Consider the following 15,661-nt stretch of genomic DNA (forward strand, 5'->3'; position numbering starts at 1 on the left):
TTGTGCGAAGTGTCGGTTAGGGGAATCGTGGGTGGACCAGGAGGCACGTCATGGCAGACAAGACGAACACTTCCCAAGGCACCGGAGCCGCGCCCGCTGTGGACAGTCCGGCCGCCATCCGCAACGTGGTCCTGGTCGGTCCGTCGGGCGCCGGCAAGACCACCCTCGTCGAGGCCCTGCTGGTGGCCTCCGGAGTCTTGAACAGACCCGGCACCGTCGTCGACGGAACCACGGTGTGCGACTTCGACGACGCCGCGATCCGGCAGCAGCGCTCGGTCGGCCTGTCGCTCGCCTCGCTGCCGCACGACGGCGTGAAGGTGAACCTGATCGACACCCCGGGGTACGCCGATTTCGTCGGCGAACTGCGGGCCGGACTCCGCGCCGCGGACTGCGCGCTGTTCGTGGTCTCGGCGAGCGAGGGTGTCGACGAGCCGACCAAGGCGGTCTGGCAGGAGTGCGACCAGGTCGGGATGCCGCGCGCGGTCGTGATCACCAAGCTCGACCATGCCCGGGCGAACTACCAGAACGCGCTCGCGACCGCGCAGGACGCCTTCGGCGACAAGGTGCTGCCGCTCTACCTGCCCGCTGGTGACGGGCTGATCGGGCTGCTCTCCCAGTCGTACTACGCCTACGCCGACGGCAAGCGCTCCACGGCGACCACCGATCCGTCGTACGGCGACCAGATCGAGGAGTTACGTGGCACGCTGATCGAGGGCATCATCGAGGAGTCCGAGGACGAGTCGCTGATGGACCGGTACCTCGGCGGCGAGGAGATCGACCAGAAGGTGCTGATCGAGGACCTCGAGCGGGCCGTCGCCCGCGGGTCGTTCTTCCCGGTCGTCCCGGTCTGCAGCGCCTCCGGGATCGGCACGTTCGAGTTGCTCGAGGTGATCACCAGCGGCTTCCCGTCGCCGCCCGAGCACACCATCCCGGACGTCTTCACCCCGCACGGCGTCGCCCGCCAGGGCCTGGCCTGCGACCCGGACGGCCCGCTGCTCGCCGAGGTGGTGAAGACGACGTCGGACCCGTACGTCGGCAGGGTGAGCCTGGTCCGGGTGTTCTCCGGCACCATCAGGCCCGACACGACGGTTCACGTGTCGGGCCATTTCACGTCCTTCTTCGGTGAGCACAAATCGCACGAGGACCACGACGAGGACGAGCGGATCGGCACGCTGTCGTTCCCGCTCGGCAAGGCGCAGCGACCGGCCGGCGAAGTCCTCGCCGGTGACATGTGCGCGATCGGCCGGCTGACCCGGGCGGAGACCGGTGACACGCTGTCCGGCAAGCCGGATCCGCTGTTGCTGAAGCCGTGGCCCATGCCCGAGCCGCTGCTCCCGATCGCCGTCGAGGCACACGCGAAGACCGACGAGGACAAGCTCAGCGTCGGCCTGCAACGCCTCGCCGCGGAGGATCCGACACTACGGATCGAGCAGAACCCCGAGACCCACCAGATCGTCCTGTGGTGCATGGGCGAGGCCCATTCGGACGTCGTCCTGGACGCCCTCGCGAACCGGTACGGCGTGACCGTGGACACCGTCGAGCTCCGGGTGCCGCTGCGGGAGACGTTCGTCGGGGCGGCGAAGGGGCACGGACGGCACGTGAAGCAGTCCGGCGGCCACGGTCAGTACGCCGTCTGCGACATCGAGGTCGAACCGCTGCCGGAGGGGTCCGGGTTCGAGTTCGTCGACAAGGTGGTCGGCGGGGCGGTGCCGCGGCAGTTCATCCCGAGCGTGGAGAAGGGTGTCCGGGCGCAGATGGAGAAGGGCGTCGGGGCCGGGTACCCGATGGTGGACATCCGGGTCACGTTGCGCGACGGCAAGGCGCACAGCGTCGACTCGTCCGACATGGCGTTCCAGATGGCCGGTGGGCTGGCATTGCGCGAGGCCGCGGCCGCGACTCGGCTCTCGATGCTCGAACCCGTGGACCTGGTGTCGGTGCTGGTACCGGACGACCTGGTCGGCACGGTGATGAGCGACCTGTCCGGGCGCCGCGGGCGGCTGCTCGGCACCGACAAGGTCGGCGACGACCGGACCCTGGTGAAGGCCGAAGTACCGCAGGTGGAGATCACCCGCTACACGATCGACCTCCGCTCGCTGTCCCACGGCGCCGCGACCTTCACCCGCGAGTTCTCCCGCTACGAGGCGATGCCTGAGTCGGCTGCGGCGAAGCTCAAGTGACCTAGCCCTTGGAGTCGCGGCTGAGGCGGCGGCGTACGTCGCGAGACTTGAGGTACGCCGCCACGTCGTCGTACCGCTCGCTCTGGTTCGCGAACTCGATGTACGAGCGCACGCGATGCAGCCACTCGAGGGTGGACGGCTTCACCGCGGTGAGCGCATCGGTGAGGTGCTGCATGCCCAGCGGCGGCTCGCCACCGGTGGAGAGCGCCTCGTCGATCACCTTGTCCACGCCGCGCTCGATCAGAGCCCGCAGGTCCGCACCGCTGAACATCGGCGTCTGACCGGCGAGCGCCTTGAGGTCCAGTCCGTCCGTCGGGACGTCCTTGGTCACCACGGTCAGGATGTCCGCGCGGGCCGGCTCGTCGGGCGGCGGGACGAAGATCACCCGGTCGAAACGTCCCGGCCGGAGCATCGCCTCGTCGACGTCCCAGGGCGCGTTGGTCGCGGCGAGCACCAGGAGCCCCTCGTTCTCGGAGCCGATCGCGTCGAGTTCCTGGAGCAGTACGTCGACCAGCCGCCGCGCCTCGGACCCACCGTGCTTGTGCCGGGCGAACGCCAGCGCGTCCAGCTCGTCGAGGAACAGTACGCACGGTCCGCTCGCGCGAGCGTGCTCGAACGCGGCGTGCAGGTTGCGCTCGGAGACACCGAGGTACGGGTCCATCACGTCCTCGATGCGGACGTTGACGAACGGCAGCCCACACTCCCCCGCGGTCGCCCGCGCGAGCAGCGTCTTGCCGCACCCGGGTGGGCCGTAGAGCATCACACCGCCGCCCGGCTTCCGCCCGTACTTCTCATACAGCTCGGGCCGGCTCTGCGGGAGGATCACCATCCGGTGGATGACCCGCTTGATCTCCTCCATGCCACCGACCTGGTCGAAGGTGGTGGTCTCCTTGGTGGTCTCCTTGTCGTACGAGTCGTACGGCGTCTCCGCCTCGGGGCCGACCTTGATCCGGACACCGCTGCGCTCCGCGATCATCCCGTCCACGAGCTGCTGCAGCCGCCCGGTCCCCTCGACGACACCGCGCTGACGCGCCGCCTCGAGCAGGTTGCGGAGCAGCGCGAGCCGCCCGTTCGCCGCGGCGAGTTCCCCGACCGGCACGAACTGGTCGTCCGGCAGACCTTGGTGGTCTAGCAGCACGACGTACTGGTCGAGCGCTTCCTCGGTCTCACTCGCCGCCACCAGCGACTCCGCGAGCACCAGCCGCAACAGCACATCATCCGGATTCGCGTCGACTGCCTTCCGCAGCGCGACGATTCGCTCATTACTCATGAACCCCAACTCCTGTTGATCCAGCGGCGGACCAGCGGGGGGACCACCCACGAGTAGACGCAGAACGCGAGCCAGATCATGGCGAACGCGAAGGACAGCGGCGCCAGGCCGACGGCGCGGAGGCCGTAGATGACGGCGACGGCGCAGACCCAGACGACCAGCGGGTTGACCCGCGCGAACGGGCGCAGGGGGCGCAGCAGCGGGTGGTTGAACAGCTTCGCCTCCCGGGCCGCCGCGCGGAGATCCGCGTCGCCGGGCTGGGCGGCCGCCGCGGACGCGAGCGATGAGTAGCCCGAGCGCGGGTCACCGGTGAGCATGGACGCCGTACCGTGCAGGGCCCGGGCGTTCGGGTCCTCGGGGTCGTACGAGAGCGCCTCGGTGCTGTGCCGGTGCATGTCACGGTCCTTGCCGAGCGCGAACGCGACCTGTGCGCGGGCAGCCGACACCGCCACGCTCTCCGGCGCCTGCGACGCGGCACGCTCGACCAGCGCACTCGCCTTCTGCGCCTGACCGGCGGTCAGGCAGACGTGCGCGTACCCGATCAGCAGATCCGGATCGTTCGGGTCGAGACTCAGACCTTGCAGGAACGCCGCCTCCGCCTCGGGCAGGCGGCCCTCGGATCGCAGCGCCGAGCCGAGCACATGCAGCATCGCGAGGAACGGTCCGTGCTGCGCGAGGCCGTCCCGCAGTACGTCGACGGCCTCGGCGTTCCGGTCCAGTGCGTGCAGGGCAGCGCCGCGGAACAGGAACGCGCGGTAGTCGACCGCCGCGTCACCGGACAACCCCTGGAGCTCCTCGAGCGTGCGCTCCGGGTGGCCGATCTGCAGCCAGTGGCTGGCCATCCGCAGGCGAGCCTCACTCGGTTCGTTCACAGCACCACCGTCACCAAGAGGAGGATCAGAGTCTCGGCGATCGCGCCGCCGACCGTCGCCGCGATGCCCACGCGCCACAACGAGCCGTAGTCCGTACCGCGCAACTGGAACGCCCGGTCCATCGGACGCTGCAGCCGGGCCTGGACCAGGAAGCACAGCACCGCCACCACCCGGGTGCTCACGCGCAGCCCCGACGTGACATCCGCATCGCGCTCGAACAGCGCGAACACCGCGAACACCGCGACCAGCCCGACGAGGCCGGTCAGCAGGATCAGCCGGCGCTTCGCCGCGTCGACGCCGAGCCGGCCCGCGTTGAGGTAGGCAACGACCGTCGAGGCGAGCACACCGCCGAAGAAGGCGACGTACGTCTGGGACATCAGGCGCCACGGGCGGACGGACAGGTCGACCCCGGCGCCGATCGTCGGGCGCAGAAGTTCGTCCGGCATCGGACTCCTCAGGTGTCGGTCGACAACGCTCGCGCAGTGTATAGCCTGTGGCGATGAGCGAGAACTGCATCTTCTGCGGGATCGTGGCCGGCACCATCCCCTCCACCCGGGTCGCGGAGGACGACCGGGCGATCGCCTTCATGGACATCGCCCCGGCGACGCCCGGGCATCTGCTGGTGGTCCCGCGCGTGCACTCGATCGACCTCCGGGAGGCCGCTCCCGAGGACCTGACCGCCGCGACCCTGCTCGCCCAGTCGCTGGTCGGCCGCGTGATCGACCGCCTGGACGGCGCCACCGGCGCGAACCTGCTCAGCTGCATCGGCGCGGACGCCTGGCAGAGCGTCTTCCACACCCACCTGCACGTGATCCCGCGCTATCCGAACGACCCGATGGTCCTGCCGTGGAAGCCGGAGTCCGGTGACATGGACGAGATCAACGCCGTCCACGCCAAGCTCATCTAGCGACGAGCTCGTAGACGGACAGCAGCTCCGGCAGCAGCACCGACCAGTCATAGCGCGGTACGGCGGCCAGCCCGGCCGAGCGGAGGCGCTCGCGTTCCTCGGGGCGGCGCAGCAGCCGGAGGGTGCGGGCCGCGAGCTCGAGGACGTTGCCGGGCTCGAACAGCTCCCCCAGCCGCCCGCCGTCCAGCACCTGCCGGAACGCGGCGAGGTCGCTCGCCAGCACCGGCGCGCCGGCCGCCATCGCCTCCAGCAGGACGATGCCGAAACTCTCGCCACCGAGGTGCGGCGCGACGTACAGGTCTGATCCGGCCAGCATGTCCGCGCGCGCCTCGTCGTCGACCGCGCCGAGGAACAGCACGTTCTCGCGGTATCGCGGGGGCAATGATCGCCGCGTCTCGTCGGCCTGCCCCGCCCCGGCTACGAGGATCCGCAGCCGCGGCCGCTCCGCCAGCAGCAGCGGTACGGCGTCCAGCAGCACGCCGAGGCCCTTTCGCGGCTCGTCCAGCCGCCCGAGGAAGCTGATCGTGCCGTCCTCGCCCATCCACTCGAGTCGCGGGCTGCCCTTGAACCGCGCCGTGTACAGGCCGTTCGGGATCACCACGGCCTCGCCGCCGATGTGCTGGACCATCATCGAGCGGGCGTTCTCCGATACCGCGATCCGGGCGTCGATCTTCTCCAGCGCCGGCCGGAGCAGACCGGCGGCCGCGCTCATCGCCCGGGACCGCACCTGCCAGGTGTGGAAGGTGGCGACGAACGGCCCGTCGGCGGACCAGAGCGCGATGATCGACGCACTCGGCGTGGTCGGCTCGTGCACGTGGACCACGTCGAAGTTGCCGTCCGCGAGCCAGCTCTTCACCCGCGCCGCGGTCCGCGGCCCGAAGGTCACCCGGGCGACCGACCCGTTGTACGGCACCCCGACCGCGCGGCCGGCCGAGACGACGTACGGCGGGATCGCGCCGTCCCGCGACGGGTCGTCGACCGGGGCCAGCACCGAGACCTCGTGACCGAGCGCGAGCAGTGCCTCGGCGAGGTCGCGGACGTGGTTCTGCACACCGCCGGGCGTGCCCAGCGAGTACGGGCAGACCAAACCGATCCTCACACCACGATTCTTACTCGCACCGTGCTGGTCGAGGAAAATCCGCTTAGTCGAGGAAAATCCGCTGCAGCATGTGCCAGTCCTGCGGGTGCTCGGCGATACCGATCGCGAAGGCGTCCGCGCAGCGCTGGGTCATCTGCGCCGCCCCGCCCTCGGGCTCGATGGTGTCGTGGAACGTGATCACCAGGTCACGACCGTCGTAGTGCAGCGTCGCCGGGATCAGCGGCGCCCCCGTCTTCAGGCTGAGCGCCGCCGGGCCGACGGGCATCCGGGACGGGCGGCCGAAGAACGTCACCGGTACGCCGCGCTCGGACAGATCCCGGTCGGCGACCAGGCAGACGAAGCCGCCCGCACGCAGGCGGTCCGCGAGTACGGCGGTGACGTCGTCGTCACCACCGGTCAGCGGGAGCACCTCCATACCGAGCTTCTTGCGGTATTCGATGAACCGATCGAACAGGGACTCCGGCTGCAGCCGCTCGGCCACGGTCGAGACCGGCATGCCGGTCAGGCCGGCCCAGGCGCCCGCGTGGTCGTAGTTCGCGAGGTGTGGGAGCGCGCAGATCACGCCCTGCCCCGCGGCGTACGCGTCCCGCAACAGCTTCTCGTTGACCGTCCGGACCCGGCCGACGATCTCCGCGTCGGACCACTCCGGGAGCCTGAACGCCTCCTGCCAGTAACGCAGGTACGAGCGCATTCCGGCGCTCGTCAGCGCATCGAGCTCGGCGTCGGTCGCCTGCGGAACGACGATCGCCAGGTTGCCGCGCAACCGCCGTACGCCGCGACCGTTGCGGCGTACCGTCCGGTCGGCCGTCAGCCGGAACAGCCAGCTGACGGTGCGCTCGGGGAGGCGGCGTACGAGGGTCCAGGCGAGGGCGAAGGCCAGGTCGACGGCGCGGTGGCGGAGGCCCTCCATCACGTCAGTTCTTCGAGTCCGGTGTGTCGGGCTTGGCCTGCGGGGTGTCCAGACCGGCGTTCGCCGGGTCGGCCAGCACCTGCTTGCGGACCGCCAGGCAGCGCTGGACCACGGTGATCGTGCTCGCGGCCGCGACGTACCAGATCACGATCTCGAGCAGGATCGGCAGGTTGAACACGTCGGAGAAGAACGCGATGACCAGCGTGAAGACCAGCCGGTCCGCCCGCTCGGCGAGACCGCCGCTCGCCTTCAGGCCGAGGCTCTCCGCCTTGGCCCGCGCGTACGACGTGACGGCGCCCATCACCAGCGCCCACAGCGTCACCGCGGCCATCAGCGTCGAGTCACCGGCCCGCGAGTTCGCGTAGTACATCACCAGGCCGCCGTAGATCGCGCCGTCGGCGATCCGGTCCAGCGTCGAGTCGAGGAACGAACCCCACTTCGACGACGTGCCCGAGGTACGGGCCATGTGACCGTCGATCAGGTCCGAGAACACGAAACAGGTGATGACCACGGTCCCCAGCCACAGGTGGCCGCTGGGGAAGAAGATCAGCGCACCGGCGGACACACCGATGGTGCCCACCAACGTGACCAAGTCGGCGCTCACACCGAGCTTGAGCAAGAGGTTGGCGATCGGCGTGATCACCTTGGTCCAGAACTGCCGGAATCTGTTAAGCATGGCCACGCGATCGTAGTCCAGCCGGATCACCATCGGATGACAAGGCGCTCGTTTCGCCCTGCGTCGCCCCCACTTCCGCGCGATGCTGGAGCCAGTGAGGGGGTGGGTGACATTCGTCGCAGTACGCTTCTGGCCCCGTCGGCGGCCTTGTCCGTGGCAGTGCTGGTTCCGGTGCTCCTGGTGACCGGCTGCTCGGTCGCGCAGCGCGCCAACGGCACCGCGCCGCCTGTCCTCCCACCGGCCGCGGTCGTGCCGACCGTGGTCGCTCCCCCACAACCCGAAGGCCTCGACGGTACGGCGGGAGCTCCCGGCCCGCAGGTCTGTACGGCGATCACGCGCACCCTCACCGCCCAGCTCAAGATCCCGGTCACCGCGAAGCCGAGCGCCTGGAACGACGGCGGCCTGCCCGCGATGGACCTGTGCACGCTGATGCTCGAGAACCGGGCAGTCACGATCGGGGTCAGCGCCCTGCCGAGCCAGAGCGACTCGCTCAGCCGGCTGATGAACGGTGCCGGCGCCATCAAGTCGTTGCCCGAGCTCGGGCAGGGTGCGTTGATCGCGGAGTCACGGCTGGTCTTCCTGGCCGGCGATCGGGTCGTGCGGGTGACACCGAGCGGCGGGATCGATCGGGGTACCGCGGAGGGGATCGATCGGGCGAAGGCCGTGGCGGTCGCGGTGGCGGCGCGGGACGCCGTACCGAAGAACCTGCGGCCGGCGCGGCAGTCCGACGAGACGTGTCAGCTGTCGAACTCGGTGGCGGAACGGTTCGTGCAGTTGCAGGTCCAGTTGCGGCGGGACTATCGGATAAACGGCGCGCTGACCTGTATCTGGGGGACGTACGACGCCACTGTGTCGATCGTCGAGTCGTTCGGCCAACCCTCGATCCCCGAGGCGCAGCGGGTGCCGCCACCCCGGCTCGCGCCGATCGGTCAGCCCGGTTACTACATCCCCGAGGCCGGTGAGCTGGTGTTCCGCCAAGGCCGCCGCGTGGTCCGGGTGACTGCCCTGACCAACCCGCCGCGCGAGGTCACCCTGGACGCTCTCACGAACATCGTGGGCCCGTTGCTACCGCTTTTCCTCCGCTGAGCTCACGGCCAGTTCTTGGAGAGCAGCGCGCGGGTGTCCGACAGAAGCTGCGGCAGCACCTTGGTATGGCCGATCGCCGGCATGAAGTTGGTGTCGCCGGTCCAGCGGGGTACGACGTGCTGGTGCAGGTGGGCGGCGATCCCGGCGCCGGCGATCTCGCCCTGGTTCATGCCGATGTTGAACCCGTGCGCCGCCGACACGGTCCGGATCGCCTGCATCGCCTGCCGGGTCAGCGTCGCGACGTCGGCGACCTCGGCGTCGGTCAGCTCGGTGTAGTCCGCGACGTGCCGATAGGGCACGACCATCAGGTGACCCGGGTTGTACGGGTACAGGTTGAGGACGGCGTACGCCGCCTCCGCCCGGTGCACGATCAGCGCCTGCGCGTCGGGCTCGGTCGGCAACCGGCAGAACGGGCAGCCCGAGCCGGCCGCGGAACTGGTCGGCTTGTTCTCACCCTCGATGTAGGCCATCCGATGCGGCGTCCAGAGCCGCATGAACGGGTCCGGCACCCCGACCCCGTCCTGCGGCACCAGCTCCTCGGGCTCGTACGGCGACTCGGGGGCGTCCTCCGTGGACGGGTGGTCGGGGTGTTCCGTCATACCTGGACGCGCTTCTGGACGGCCTCGACGATCTCGGCCACCGCGGCCGCGATCGGTACGCCGTTGTTCTGCGAACCGTCGCGGTACCGGAACGAGACCGACCCGGCCGCCATGTCCTCGTCACCGGCGATCAGCATGTACGGCGTCTTCGCCTTCTGGGCGTTCCGGATCTTCTTCTGCATCCGGTCGTCGGACGCGTCCACCTCAACCCGGATGCCCTGCGCCTTGAGCTGCTTGGCGATCTCGAGCAGGTAGTCGACGTGCCCGTCGGTGATCGGGATGCCGATCACCTGGACCGGGGCCAGCCACGGAGGGAAGGCGCCCGCGTAGTGCTCGGTGAGCACGGCGACGAACCGCTCGATCGACCCGAACAGCGCGCGGTGGATCATCACCGGCCGCTGCCGGGACCCGTCCGGCGCGGTGTACTCCAGCTCGAACCGCTCCGGCAGGTTGAAGTCCAGCTGGATCGTCGACATCTGCCAGGTCCGGCCGATCGCGTCCTTGGCCTGGACGGAGATCTTCGGGCCGTAGAACGCGGCTCCGCCCGGGTCCGGGACCAGCTCGAGACCGGAGCCCTCGGCAACTTCCCGGAGCGTCTCGGTGGCCTCTTCCCAGACCTCGTCGGAGCCCACGAACTTGTCCGGGTTCTTGGTGGACAGCTCCAGGTAGAAGTCGTCGAGGCCGTAGTCGGCGAGCAGGCCGAGCACGAAGTTCAGCAGGTTCTTCAGCTCGTCGCGCATCTGCTCACGGGTGCAGTAGATGTGCGCGTCGTCCTGGGTGAAGCCGCGGGCCCGGGTCATGCCGTGCACGACGCCGGACTTCTCCAGCCGGTAGACCGTGCCGAACTCGAACAGCCGCAGCGGCAGCTCCCGGTACGACCGGCCGCGGGCGGCGAAGATCAGGTTGTGCATCGGGCAGTTCATCGGCTTCAGGTAGTAGTCCTGGCCCTGCTTGCGGATCTGCCCGTCCGCGCCGCGCTCCTCGTCGAGGTGCATCGGCGGGTACATGCCGTCGGCGTACCAGTCCAGGTGCCCGGAGGTCTCGAAGAGCTGGCCCTTGGTGATGTGCGGTGAGTAGACGAACTCGTAGTCGTCCTCGACGTGCCGCTGGCGGGAGTAGTCCTCCATCACCTTCCGCAGTACGCCGCCCTTCGGGTGGAACACCGCGAGACCGGAACCGATCTCGTCCGGGAAGCTGAACAGGTCGAGCTCGGTGCCCAGCTTGCGGTGGTCGCGCTTGGCGGCCTCCTCCAGCCGGTTCAGGTAGGCCTTCAGCTCGTCGCGGGACTCCCACGCGGTGCCGTAGATGCGCTGGAGCTGCGGGTTCTTCTCGCTCCCCCGCCAGTACGCCGCCGCGGTCCGCATCAGCTTGAAGTTGCCCAGGTAGCCGGTGGCCGGGACGTGCGGGCCACGGCACAGGTCCTTCCAGGCAACGCTGTCGTCGCGCCGGACGTTGTCGTAGATCGTCAGCTCGCCGCCACCGACCTCGACGCTCGCGCCCTCGGCCGCGTCCGCCGCCGAGCCCTTGATGCCGATCAGCTCCAGCTTGTACGGCTCTGCGGAAAGCTCGGTCCGCGCGTCGTCGTCGCTGACCACCCGGCGGCTGAACCGCTGCCGCTCCTTGATGATCTGCTGCATCTTCTTCTCGAGCTTGCCCAGGTCCTCGGGCGTGAACGGCGTCTCGACCTCGAAGTCGTAGTAGAACCCGTTCTCGACCGGCGGGCCGATGCCGAGCTTGGCGTCCGGGAACAGGTCCTGCACCGCCTGCGCGAGGACGTGCGCGGTCGAGTGCCGGATGATCGCGCGGCCGTCGTCCGACGCCGCCTTGACCGGCTCGATCTGGTCGCCGTCGGCGATCACCCGGGACAGGTCCCGCAGCTCGCCGTTGACCCGGGCGGCGATGGCGGAGCGGTCCTGACCGAAGATCTCGGCGAACAGCTCCCCGATCGTCGTCGTCTCGGTCACGCTCCGCTCAGCCTCGCCCTCGACGCCGACCAGATGGACCTTGACTTCCGACACGTTCACTCCTCGGTTCGCACGCGACCGGCCGATTTGCCGCTCACGGCACAGATGGTATCGACAACGAAAGTAGGGGGTCGGACCAGCCGGTAGTCAGATGTGCGGAGCGGGTCGCGATTTCTAGTTTGGACGCATGAGCGAACAGATCCTGCACTTCGCAAGCGAGCTGATGTCGTCGTGGTGGATCTACCTGGCGTTGTGGGGGTTCGCCGCACTGGACGGGTTCTTCCCGGCGATCCCGAGCGAGACCCTGGTCGTCACCGCCGGCGTCTTCGCCGCCTCCACCGGCGAGCCCAACCTGTACGCCGTGATCGTGGTCGCCACGATCGGCGCGTTCATGGGCGACCACGTCTCGTACCTCCTTGGCCGAGGCGCCGGCGGCCGTCTCCTCGACCGGATGAAGCCCGGAACCAAGCGGCACGCGGCCGTGCTCTGGGCACGTCAGGCGTTGGAGGAACGCGGCGGGCTCGTCCTCGTCGTCGCCCGCTACGTCCCCGGCGGCCGGACCGCGGTCACACTCACGATGGGCTCGGTCCGCTACCCGCTGCGCCAGTTCACGCCGTACGCCGCCCTCGCGGCCGTCAGCTGGGGTGTGTACTGCACGCTCGTCGGCTACATCGGCGGCAAGGCCTTCGAGGACAACCCGCTCAAGGGCGTCGCCCTCGGCATCGGCCTGGCCCTCGCCGTCACCTTGATCGTCGAGCTCGTCCGGCACTACCGGAAGAAGCGTAAGCCTCAACCTGATCTTCAGCGTGAGCTCGTGGACGCCATCGACTGATACGCCGCTCGGCGTCGGCGAGTGACTGTTGTGCCATCGGCGTGAACTGGTCGAGCTGCGGGACCAGACCGGTCAGGGTGAGCTCGGCACGGATAAAGGTCAGGTTGACGTCCAGTACGCCGAGGTTCGTGAAGTATGCCCGCAGGTACGGCGTCTCGTGGTCCCAGCCCTCGCGCGGTGAGCCGGCGCCGTACGCTCCCCCACTGGACGAGATGACGACCACCTGGGTGTCCCGTAGTACCCCCTCGGGGAAGGCGCCCGGGAAGGTGATGCGGTCGATCCAGGCCTTCAGGGCGGCTGGGAGCGAGTAGTTGTACATGGGCGCACCGATCACGACTGTGTCGGCTGCGCGGACCTCCTCGACCAGCGGCTTGGTCAGCGCCCAGGCCTGTTCTTCGGCGGGCGTCTCGATGATCGTGTCGAGTTGGTGGAGCGGGACGATGCCGCGCTGCTCGGACCGGCGGCCCAGCTGGCAGAACGCGGTGTCGATCGGCTGCACCGGCTGGATGGCCAGGTCCCGATAGCGACGGTCGTCGTACGCCGCGGCGAACTGCCGGGTCAGGCGTCGGGTCACCGACTCGTCCGTGCGGTTGGCGCTGGAGTCCAGATGGAGAAGCACTGTGGTCACCTTCGTCGTCTCGTGGTCGTCAGACTGGGTGACGGCGTACGGCGCGGAAAGGTGACCAGTGAACGACGGATTGGCCGAGGCGTTCGAAGCGGAACGGAGCAAGCTGGAGGCGGTCGCGTACCGCCTCCTCGGCGCGCATCCGGAGGCGGAGGACGCGGTGCAGGAAGCGTGGATCCGCCTGGGCAGGGCAGACGGTGTGGACAACCTCGGCGCCTGGCTGCGGACTGTGGTGACCCGCATCTGCCTGGACATGCTGCGCGCCCGCAAGGTCCGTCCGGAACAGCTCACCACTCCTGAGGACCTACAGCAGGTCCCAGTGGTACGACGTGGTCCCGAGGACGAGGCACTGGTCGCGGACTCGGTCAGCCGCGCGCTGCTCGTCGTACTGGACACGCTGGAACCTGCTGAGCGGATCGCGTTCGTGCTGCACGACATGTTCGCCGTACCGTTCGCGCAGATCGCACCGATCGTGGAGCGGACCCCCGTGGCGACCAAGAAACTCGCCAGCCGGGCTAGGCAGCGTGTCCAGGGCACTCCGGTCGTTTCGTCGACCGAGCTGGCCAGACAGCACCGTGTGGTGTCAGCGTTCCTCGACGCCGCCCGTGCGGGCGATCTGACTGCGATCCTCGCCGTACTGGCGCCGGACGTCGTACGACGCGCTGACGCGGCCGCTCTGGCTCCTGGGATGGCTACGGAGCTTCGTGGTGCACGTGCCGTCGCTGAAGGCACGGTGCTGTTCTCGAGTCGCTCTCAGCGCGCGGAACTCGCGCTGGTCGACGGAGAGGTCGGGCTGATCCTCGCGCCGCGTGGCCGGCTCCGGCTGGCCATCGCCTTCACCAGCGAGGCGGACCGGATCACGTCGTACGACGTGATTGCTGATCCGGTCCGCCTCAGCCAGGTGCGTCTTGCTGTGCTCAGCCTTTGATCGGCCTCTGACTCAGCGTGGGGTGTTGAGCGAGGTCGTGATCTGCTCCGACACCCTGGCGGCCAGCTCGAGCGCCGCGCGGCGGGTGGCGGGCTGGATGGCGGAGTGGTCGAGCGGACCCTCGGCAGCAATGTGCATGTCGGTCGGGATGTCGACGACAGCGGCGGCGCGCGATTCGAAGTACGGCCGGAGCTGCTTCTCGACCTCCTTGTTGACGTCGCCGGGACCGTTCGAGACCGCGATCACCGCGCGGCGGATCAGCCGCTGCGCCTCGGGGCCCTGGTTGTCCAGCTCCTCGAGCATCTGCACGGCGGCCGCGCAGGACAGGCTCTTCCACTTGATCGGGATGACGAGGGCGTCGGCCGCCTTCATCGCCTCGCGCCAGTTGCTGGAGCCCTCGTTGTTCCCGGTGTCGATCACCAGGACCTTGTAGAACCGGCTCAGCAGGCGGTGGATCTGGTCGAAGTCCTTCGCCTCGATCTGCGCGTAGGTCGTGGTCGCCGAGGTCAACACGTCGTACTGACCGGCCACCTGGTGCCGCAGGTACGCCGCGACGTCACCGAGGCGCGCGTCCGGCTGGGTCAGCATCGGCATCGCCTGCAGCATGTCCGTGACGGTGGACCGGGAGTTCGTGTCGTGCGTGCGCAGGTGCATGTTGCCGCGCAGCTCGTTGTTGTCCCACGCCACGACGCCGCCACCGCGGGCCTGACCGAGCGCACCGGACAGCAGCAGCGTGGTCGGCGTCTTGCCGGAGCCACCCTTCGGGTTCGCCACCACGATGGTCACCGGACGGCGGAAGGCCGTCGCGGCGGTCGCGCGGGCGATCCGCTCGGAACGCTCCGACGTGCCGGGGCGCAGCTTCAGCATGCTCCGGACACCACGCTCGGCCGGAGCCTCGCGCGGCAGCGGCAGCGCCTGGAGGAGCTCCTCGGAGCGGTACGACAGGTTCTGCTGCTGGGGAGTCTGCTGGTTCGGGACGCCCTGCGGGAAGAAGTGCTGAGCGGCCGGGGACAGCGGTTGCCCGCCCTGACCGCTCTGTCCACCCTGGCTGGGCTGCGGAGCCTGGCCGGGCTGACCGGCCTGCGGGCTCTGCGGAGCCTGGCCGGGCTGACCAGCCTGACCGTTCTGAGCGGTCTGCGGCTGGCTGCCCTGCTCCTGGCCGAAGCCGGAGCCGGAGCCGGAGGTGGAGCTGGAGCTGGAGCCGTGGAAGGACGAGCCACCGAAGACCGGGCTGTCGGATGCGGCACCGGCGGTCGGCGCAGAGGTCTGACCGGCGTCCTGGGTCGGGCTGCCAGTCTGCGCGGCGGAGGTGTCCGCCGGGTCGGTCACGCCGGTGTCGTCACCGAGCTCGTCGTCCTGCTCTTCCGGCTGGGTCCAGGACGGGGTGGCGGACTCGGCGGCCGGCTGCGTCCAGGACGGGCTGGGCTGGCTCTGCGGCTGGGTCCACGGCGCCGGCTGGTTGACCGGCCGGGACCACGAGTCGCCGGGGAACTCCTGGGACAGCGCGTCGGGCTTCTCTTCGGTCTCCTCGACCGTTTCCTCGACGGGCTGGGCGTCGTCCGGCTGGGTCCAGGAGGGGGTCGGCTGCCACATTCTCCGGACCTCGGCCGCCGCCGCTTCCCGGTCCTTGTGCTGTCCGGAGTTGTGCGAGTCGGTCACGACCTGGATCCCCGATTCTGTGAGAGGGGTTCGGTGGCCCCTGGAGGCTTGCTGGGT

The 15,661-nt window shown here is 69.5% G+C and carries 15 protein-coding genes; 5 read left to right on the forward strand and 10 right to left on the reverse strand.

Features of this window, described 5'->3' with window-relative positions; all coding sequences use genetic code 11:
• Nucleotides 1-50 precede the first annotated feature (50 nt).
• Entirely contained in the window at nucleotides 51-2,177 is a 2,127-nt protein-coding gene (locus tag AC0662_RS09040; protein WP_478299525.1) for an elongation factor G-like protein EF-G2, read from the forward strand.
• A 1-nt stretch (nucleotide 2,178) separates the two neighbouring features.
• Here AC0662_RS09040 and AC0662_RS09045 read toward each other — a convergent pair whose 3' ends face one another.
• Genes AC0662_RS09045 through AC0662_RS09055 form a run of 3 tightly spaced genes read right to left on the reverse strand, consistent with a single transcriptional unit; the run spans nucleotide 2,179 to nucleotide 4,765 of the window.
• On the reverse strand, nucleotides 2,179-3,447 hold the full coding sequence (locus AC0662_RS09045; RefSeq protein ID WP_478299527.1) for a tetratricopeptide repeat protein: 1,269 nt from the start codon (nucleotides 3,445-3,447) through the stop codon (nucleotides 2,179-2,181).
• The gene (locus AC0662_RS09050) at nucleotides 3,444-4,319 is read right to left on the reverse strand and encodes a tetratricopeptide repeat protein (protein WP_478299529.1); all 876 of its coding nucleotides are present in this window, start codon (nucleotides 4,317-4,319) and stop codon (nucleotides 3,444-3,446) included. Before AC0662_RS09050 ends, AC0662_RS09045 begins: the two co-directional genes overlap by 4 nt.
• Entirely contained in the window at nucleotides 4,316-4,765 is a 450-nt protein-coding gene (locus AC0662_RS09055; protein ID WP_478299531.1) for a hypothetical protein, read from the reverse strand. The genes AC0662_RS09050 and AC0662_RS09055 overlap by 4 nt, the downstream gene beginning before the upstream one ends.
• 53 nt (nucleotides 4,766-4,818) lie before the next feature.
• On the opposite strand from AC0662_RS09055, the gene AC0662_RS09060 reads away from it, so the two are divergent.
• On the forward strand, nucleotides 4,819-5,226 hold the full coding sequence (locus tag AC0662_RS09060) for an HIT family protein (protein WP_478299533.1): 408 nt from the start codon (nucleotides 4,819-4,821) through the stop codon (nucleotides 5,224-5,226).
• Here AC0662_RS09060 and AC0662_RS09065 read toward each other — a convergent pair.
• The 3 genes from AC0662_RS09065 to pgsA are packed head-to-tail and all read right to left on the reverse strand — an operon-like array spanning nucleotide 5,219 to nucleotide 7,911.
• The gene (locus AC0662_RS09065) at nucleotides 5,219-6,325 is read right to left on the reverse strand and encodes a glycosyltransferase family 4 protein (RefSeq protein ID WP_478299535.1); all 1,107 of its coding nucleotides are present in this window, start codon (nucleotides 6,323-6,325) and stop codon (nucleotides 5,219-5,221) included. The two genes, AC0662_RS09060 and AC0662_RS09065, sit on opposite strands and share 8 nt — an antisense overlap.
• Nucleotides 6,326-6,368: 43 nt before the next feature.
• On the reverse strand, nucleotides 6,369-7,235 hold the full coding sequence (locus AC0662_RS09070; protein ID WP_478299537.1) for a phosphatidylinositol mannoside acyltransferase: 867 nt from the start codon (nucleotides 7,233-7,235) through the stop codon (nucleotides 6,369-6,371).
• 4 nt (nucleotides 7,236-7,239) lie between these two features.
• Complete coding sequence (gene pgsA, locus AC0662_RS09075; protein ID WP_452196776.1) at nucleotides 7,240-7,911, reverse strand: phosphatidylinositol phosphate synthase; 672 nt, start codon at nucleotides 7,909-7,911, stop codon at nucleotides 7,240-7,242.
• Nucleotides 7,912-8,064: 153 nt separating this feature from the next.
• On the opposite strand from pgsA, the gene AC0662_RS09080 reads away from it, so the two are divergent.
• Nucleotides 8,065-8,997 (forward strand): flagellar basal body L-ring protein FlgH, encoded by a 933-nt coding sequence (locus AC0662_RS09080; protein WP_478299539.1) that lies wholly within the window; start codon nucleotides 8,065-8,067, stop codon nucleotides 8,995-8,997.
• 2 nt (nucleotides 8,998-8,999) lie between these two features.
• Here the strand turns inward: AC0662_RS09080 and AC0662_RS09085 are convergent, their stop codons facing one another.
• Entirely contained in the window at nucleotides 9,000-9,596 is a 597-nt protein-coding gene (locus AC0662_RS09085; protein WP_452196778.1) for an HIT family protein, read from the reverse strand.
• Nucleotides 9,593-11,614 (reverse strand): threonine--tRNA ligase, encoded by a 2,022-nt coding sequence (gene thrS, locus AC0662_RS09090; RefSeq protein ID WP_452196779.1) that lies wholly within the window; start codon nucleotides 11,612-11,614, stop codon nucleotides 9,593-9,595. Before thrS ends, AC0662_RS09085 begins: the two co-directional genes overlap by 4 nt.
• Nucleotides 11,615-11,747: 133 nt before the next feature.
• On the opposite strand from thrS, the gene AC0662_RS09095 reads away from it, so the two are divergent.
• A complete protein-coding gene (locus AC0662_RS09095; RefSeq protein WP_452196780.1) occupies nucleotides 11,748-12,392 on the forward strand; it encodes a DedA family protein in 645 nt (214 codons plus the stop codon).
• On the opposite strand, the gene AC0662_RS09100 is transcribed toward AC0662_RS09095, so the two are convergent.
• A complete protein-coding gene (locus AC0662_RS09100; protein WP_478299541.1) occupies nucleotides 12,301-13,011 on the reverse strand; it encodes an FMN-dependent NADH-azoreductase in 711 nt (236 codons plus the stop codon). The genes AC0662_RS09095 and AC0662_RS09100 overlap by 92 nt on opposite strands.
• A gap of 67 nt (nucleotides 13,012-13,078) precedes the next feature.
• Here AC0662_RS09100 and AC0662_RS09105 point away from each other — a divergent pair, with 67 nt between their 5' ends.
• Entirely contained in the window at nucleotides 13,079-13,945 is an 867-nt protein-coding gene (locus AC0662_RS09105) for a sigma-70 family RNA polymerase sigma factor (RefSeq protein ID WP_478299543.1), read from the forward strand.
• Nucleotides 13,946-13,957: 12 nt separating this feature from the next.
• On the opposite strand, the gene AC0662_RS09110 is transcribed toward AC0662_RS09105, so the two are convergent.
• Nucleotides 13,958-15,604 (reverse strand): MinD/ParA family ATP-binding protein, encoded by a 1,647-nt coding sequence (locus tag AC0662_RS09110; RefSeq protein ID WP_478299545.1) that lies wholly within the window; start codon nucleotides 15,602-15,604, stop codon nucleotides 13,958-13,960.
• Nucleotides 15,605-15,661 lie beyond the last annotated feature (57 nt).

This window comes from Kribbella sp. NPDC043289, from assembly GCF_056436705.1.

Coding starts and splice junctions, on each gene's coding strand:
- AC0662_RS09095 (WP_452196780.1), top strand. CDS start 11,748: ATGAGCGAACAGATCCTGCACTTCGCAAGCGAGCTGATGTCGTCGTGG.
- AC0662_RS09040 (WP_478299525.1), top strand. CDS start 51: ATGGCAGACAAGACGAACACTTCCCAAGGCACCGGAGCCGCGCCCGCT.
- pgsA (WP_452196776.1), bottom strand. CDS start 7,911: ATGCTTAACAGATTCCGGCAGTTCTGGACCAAGGTGATCACGCCGATC.
- AC0662_RS09085 (WP_452196778.1), bottom strand. CDS start 9,596: ATGACGGAACACCCCGACCACCCGTCCACGGAGGACGCCCCCGAGTCG.
- AC0662_RS09070 (WP_478299537.1), bottom strand. CDS start 7,235: ATGGAGGGCCTCCGCCACCGCGCCGTCGACCTGGCCTTCGCCCTCGCC.
- AC0662_RS09060 (WP_478299533.1), top strand. CDS start 4,819: ATGAGCGAGAACTGCATCTTCTGCGGGATCGTGGCCGGCACCATCCCC.
- AC0662_RS09045 (WP_478299527.1), bottom strand. CDS start 3,447: ATGAGTAATGAGCGAATCGTCGCGCTGCGGAAGGCAGTCGACGCGAAT.
- AC0662_RS09055 (WP_478299531.1), bottom strand. CDS start 4,765: ATGCCGGACGAACTTCTGCGCCCGACGATCGGCGCCGGGGTCGACCTG.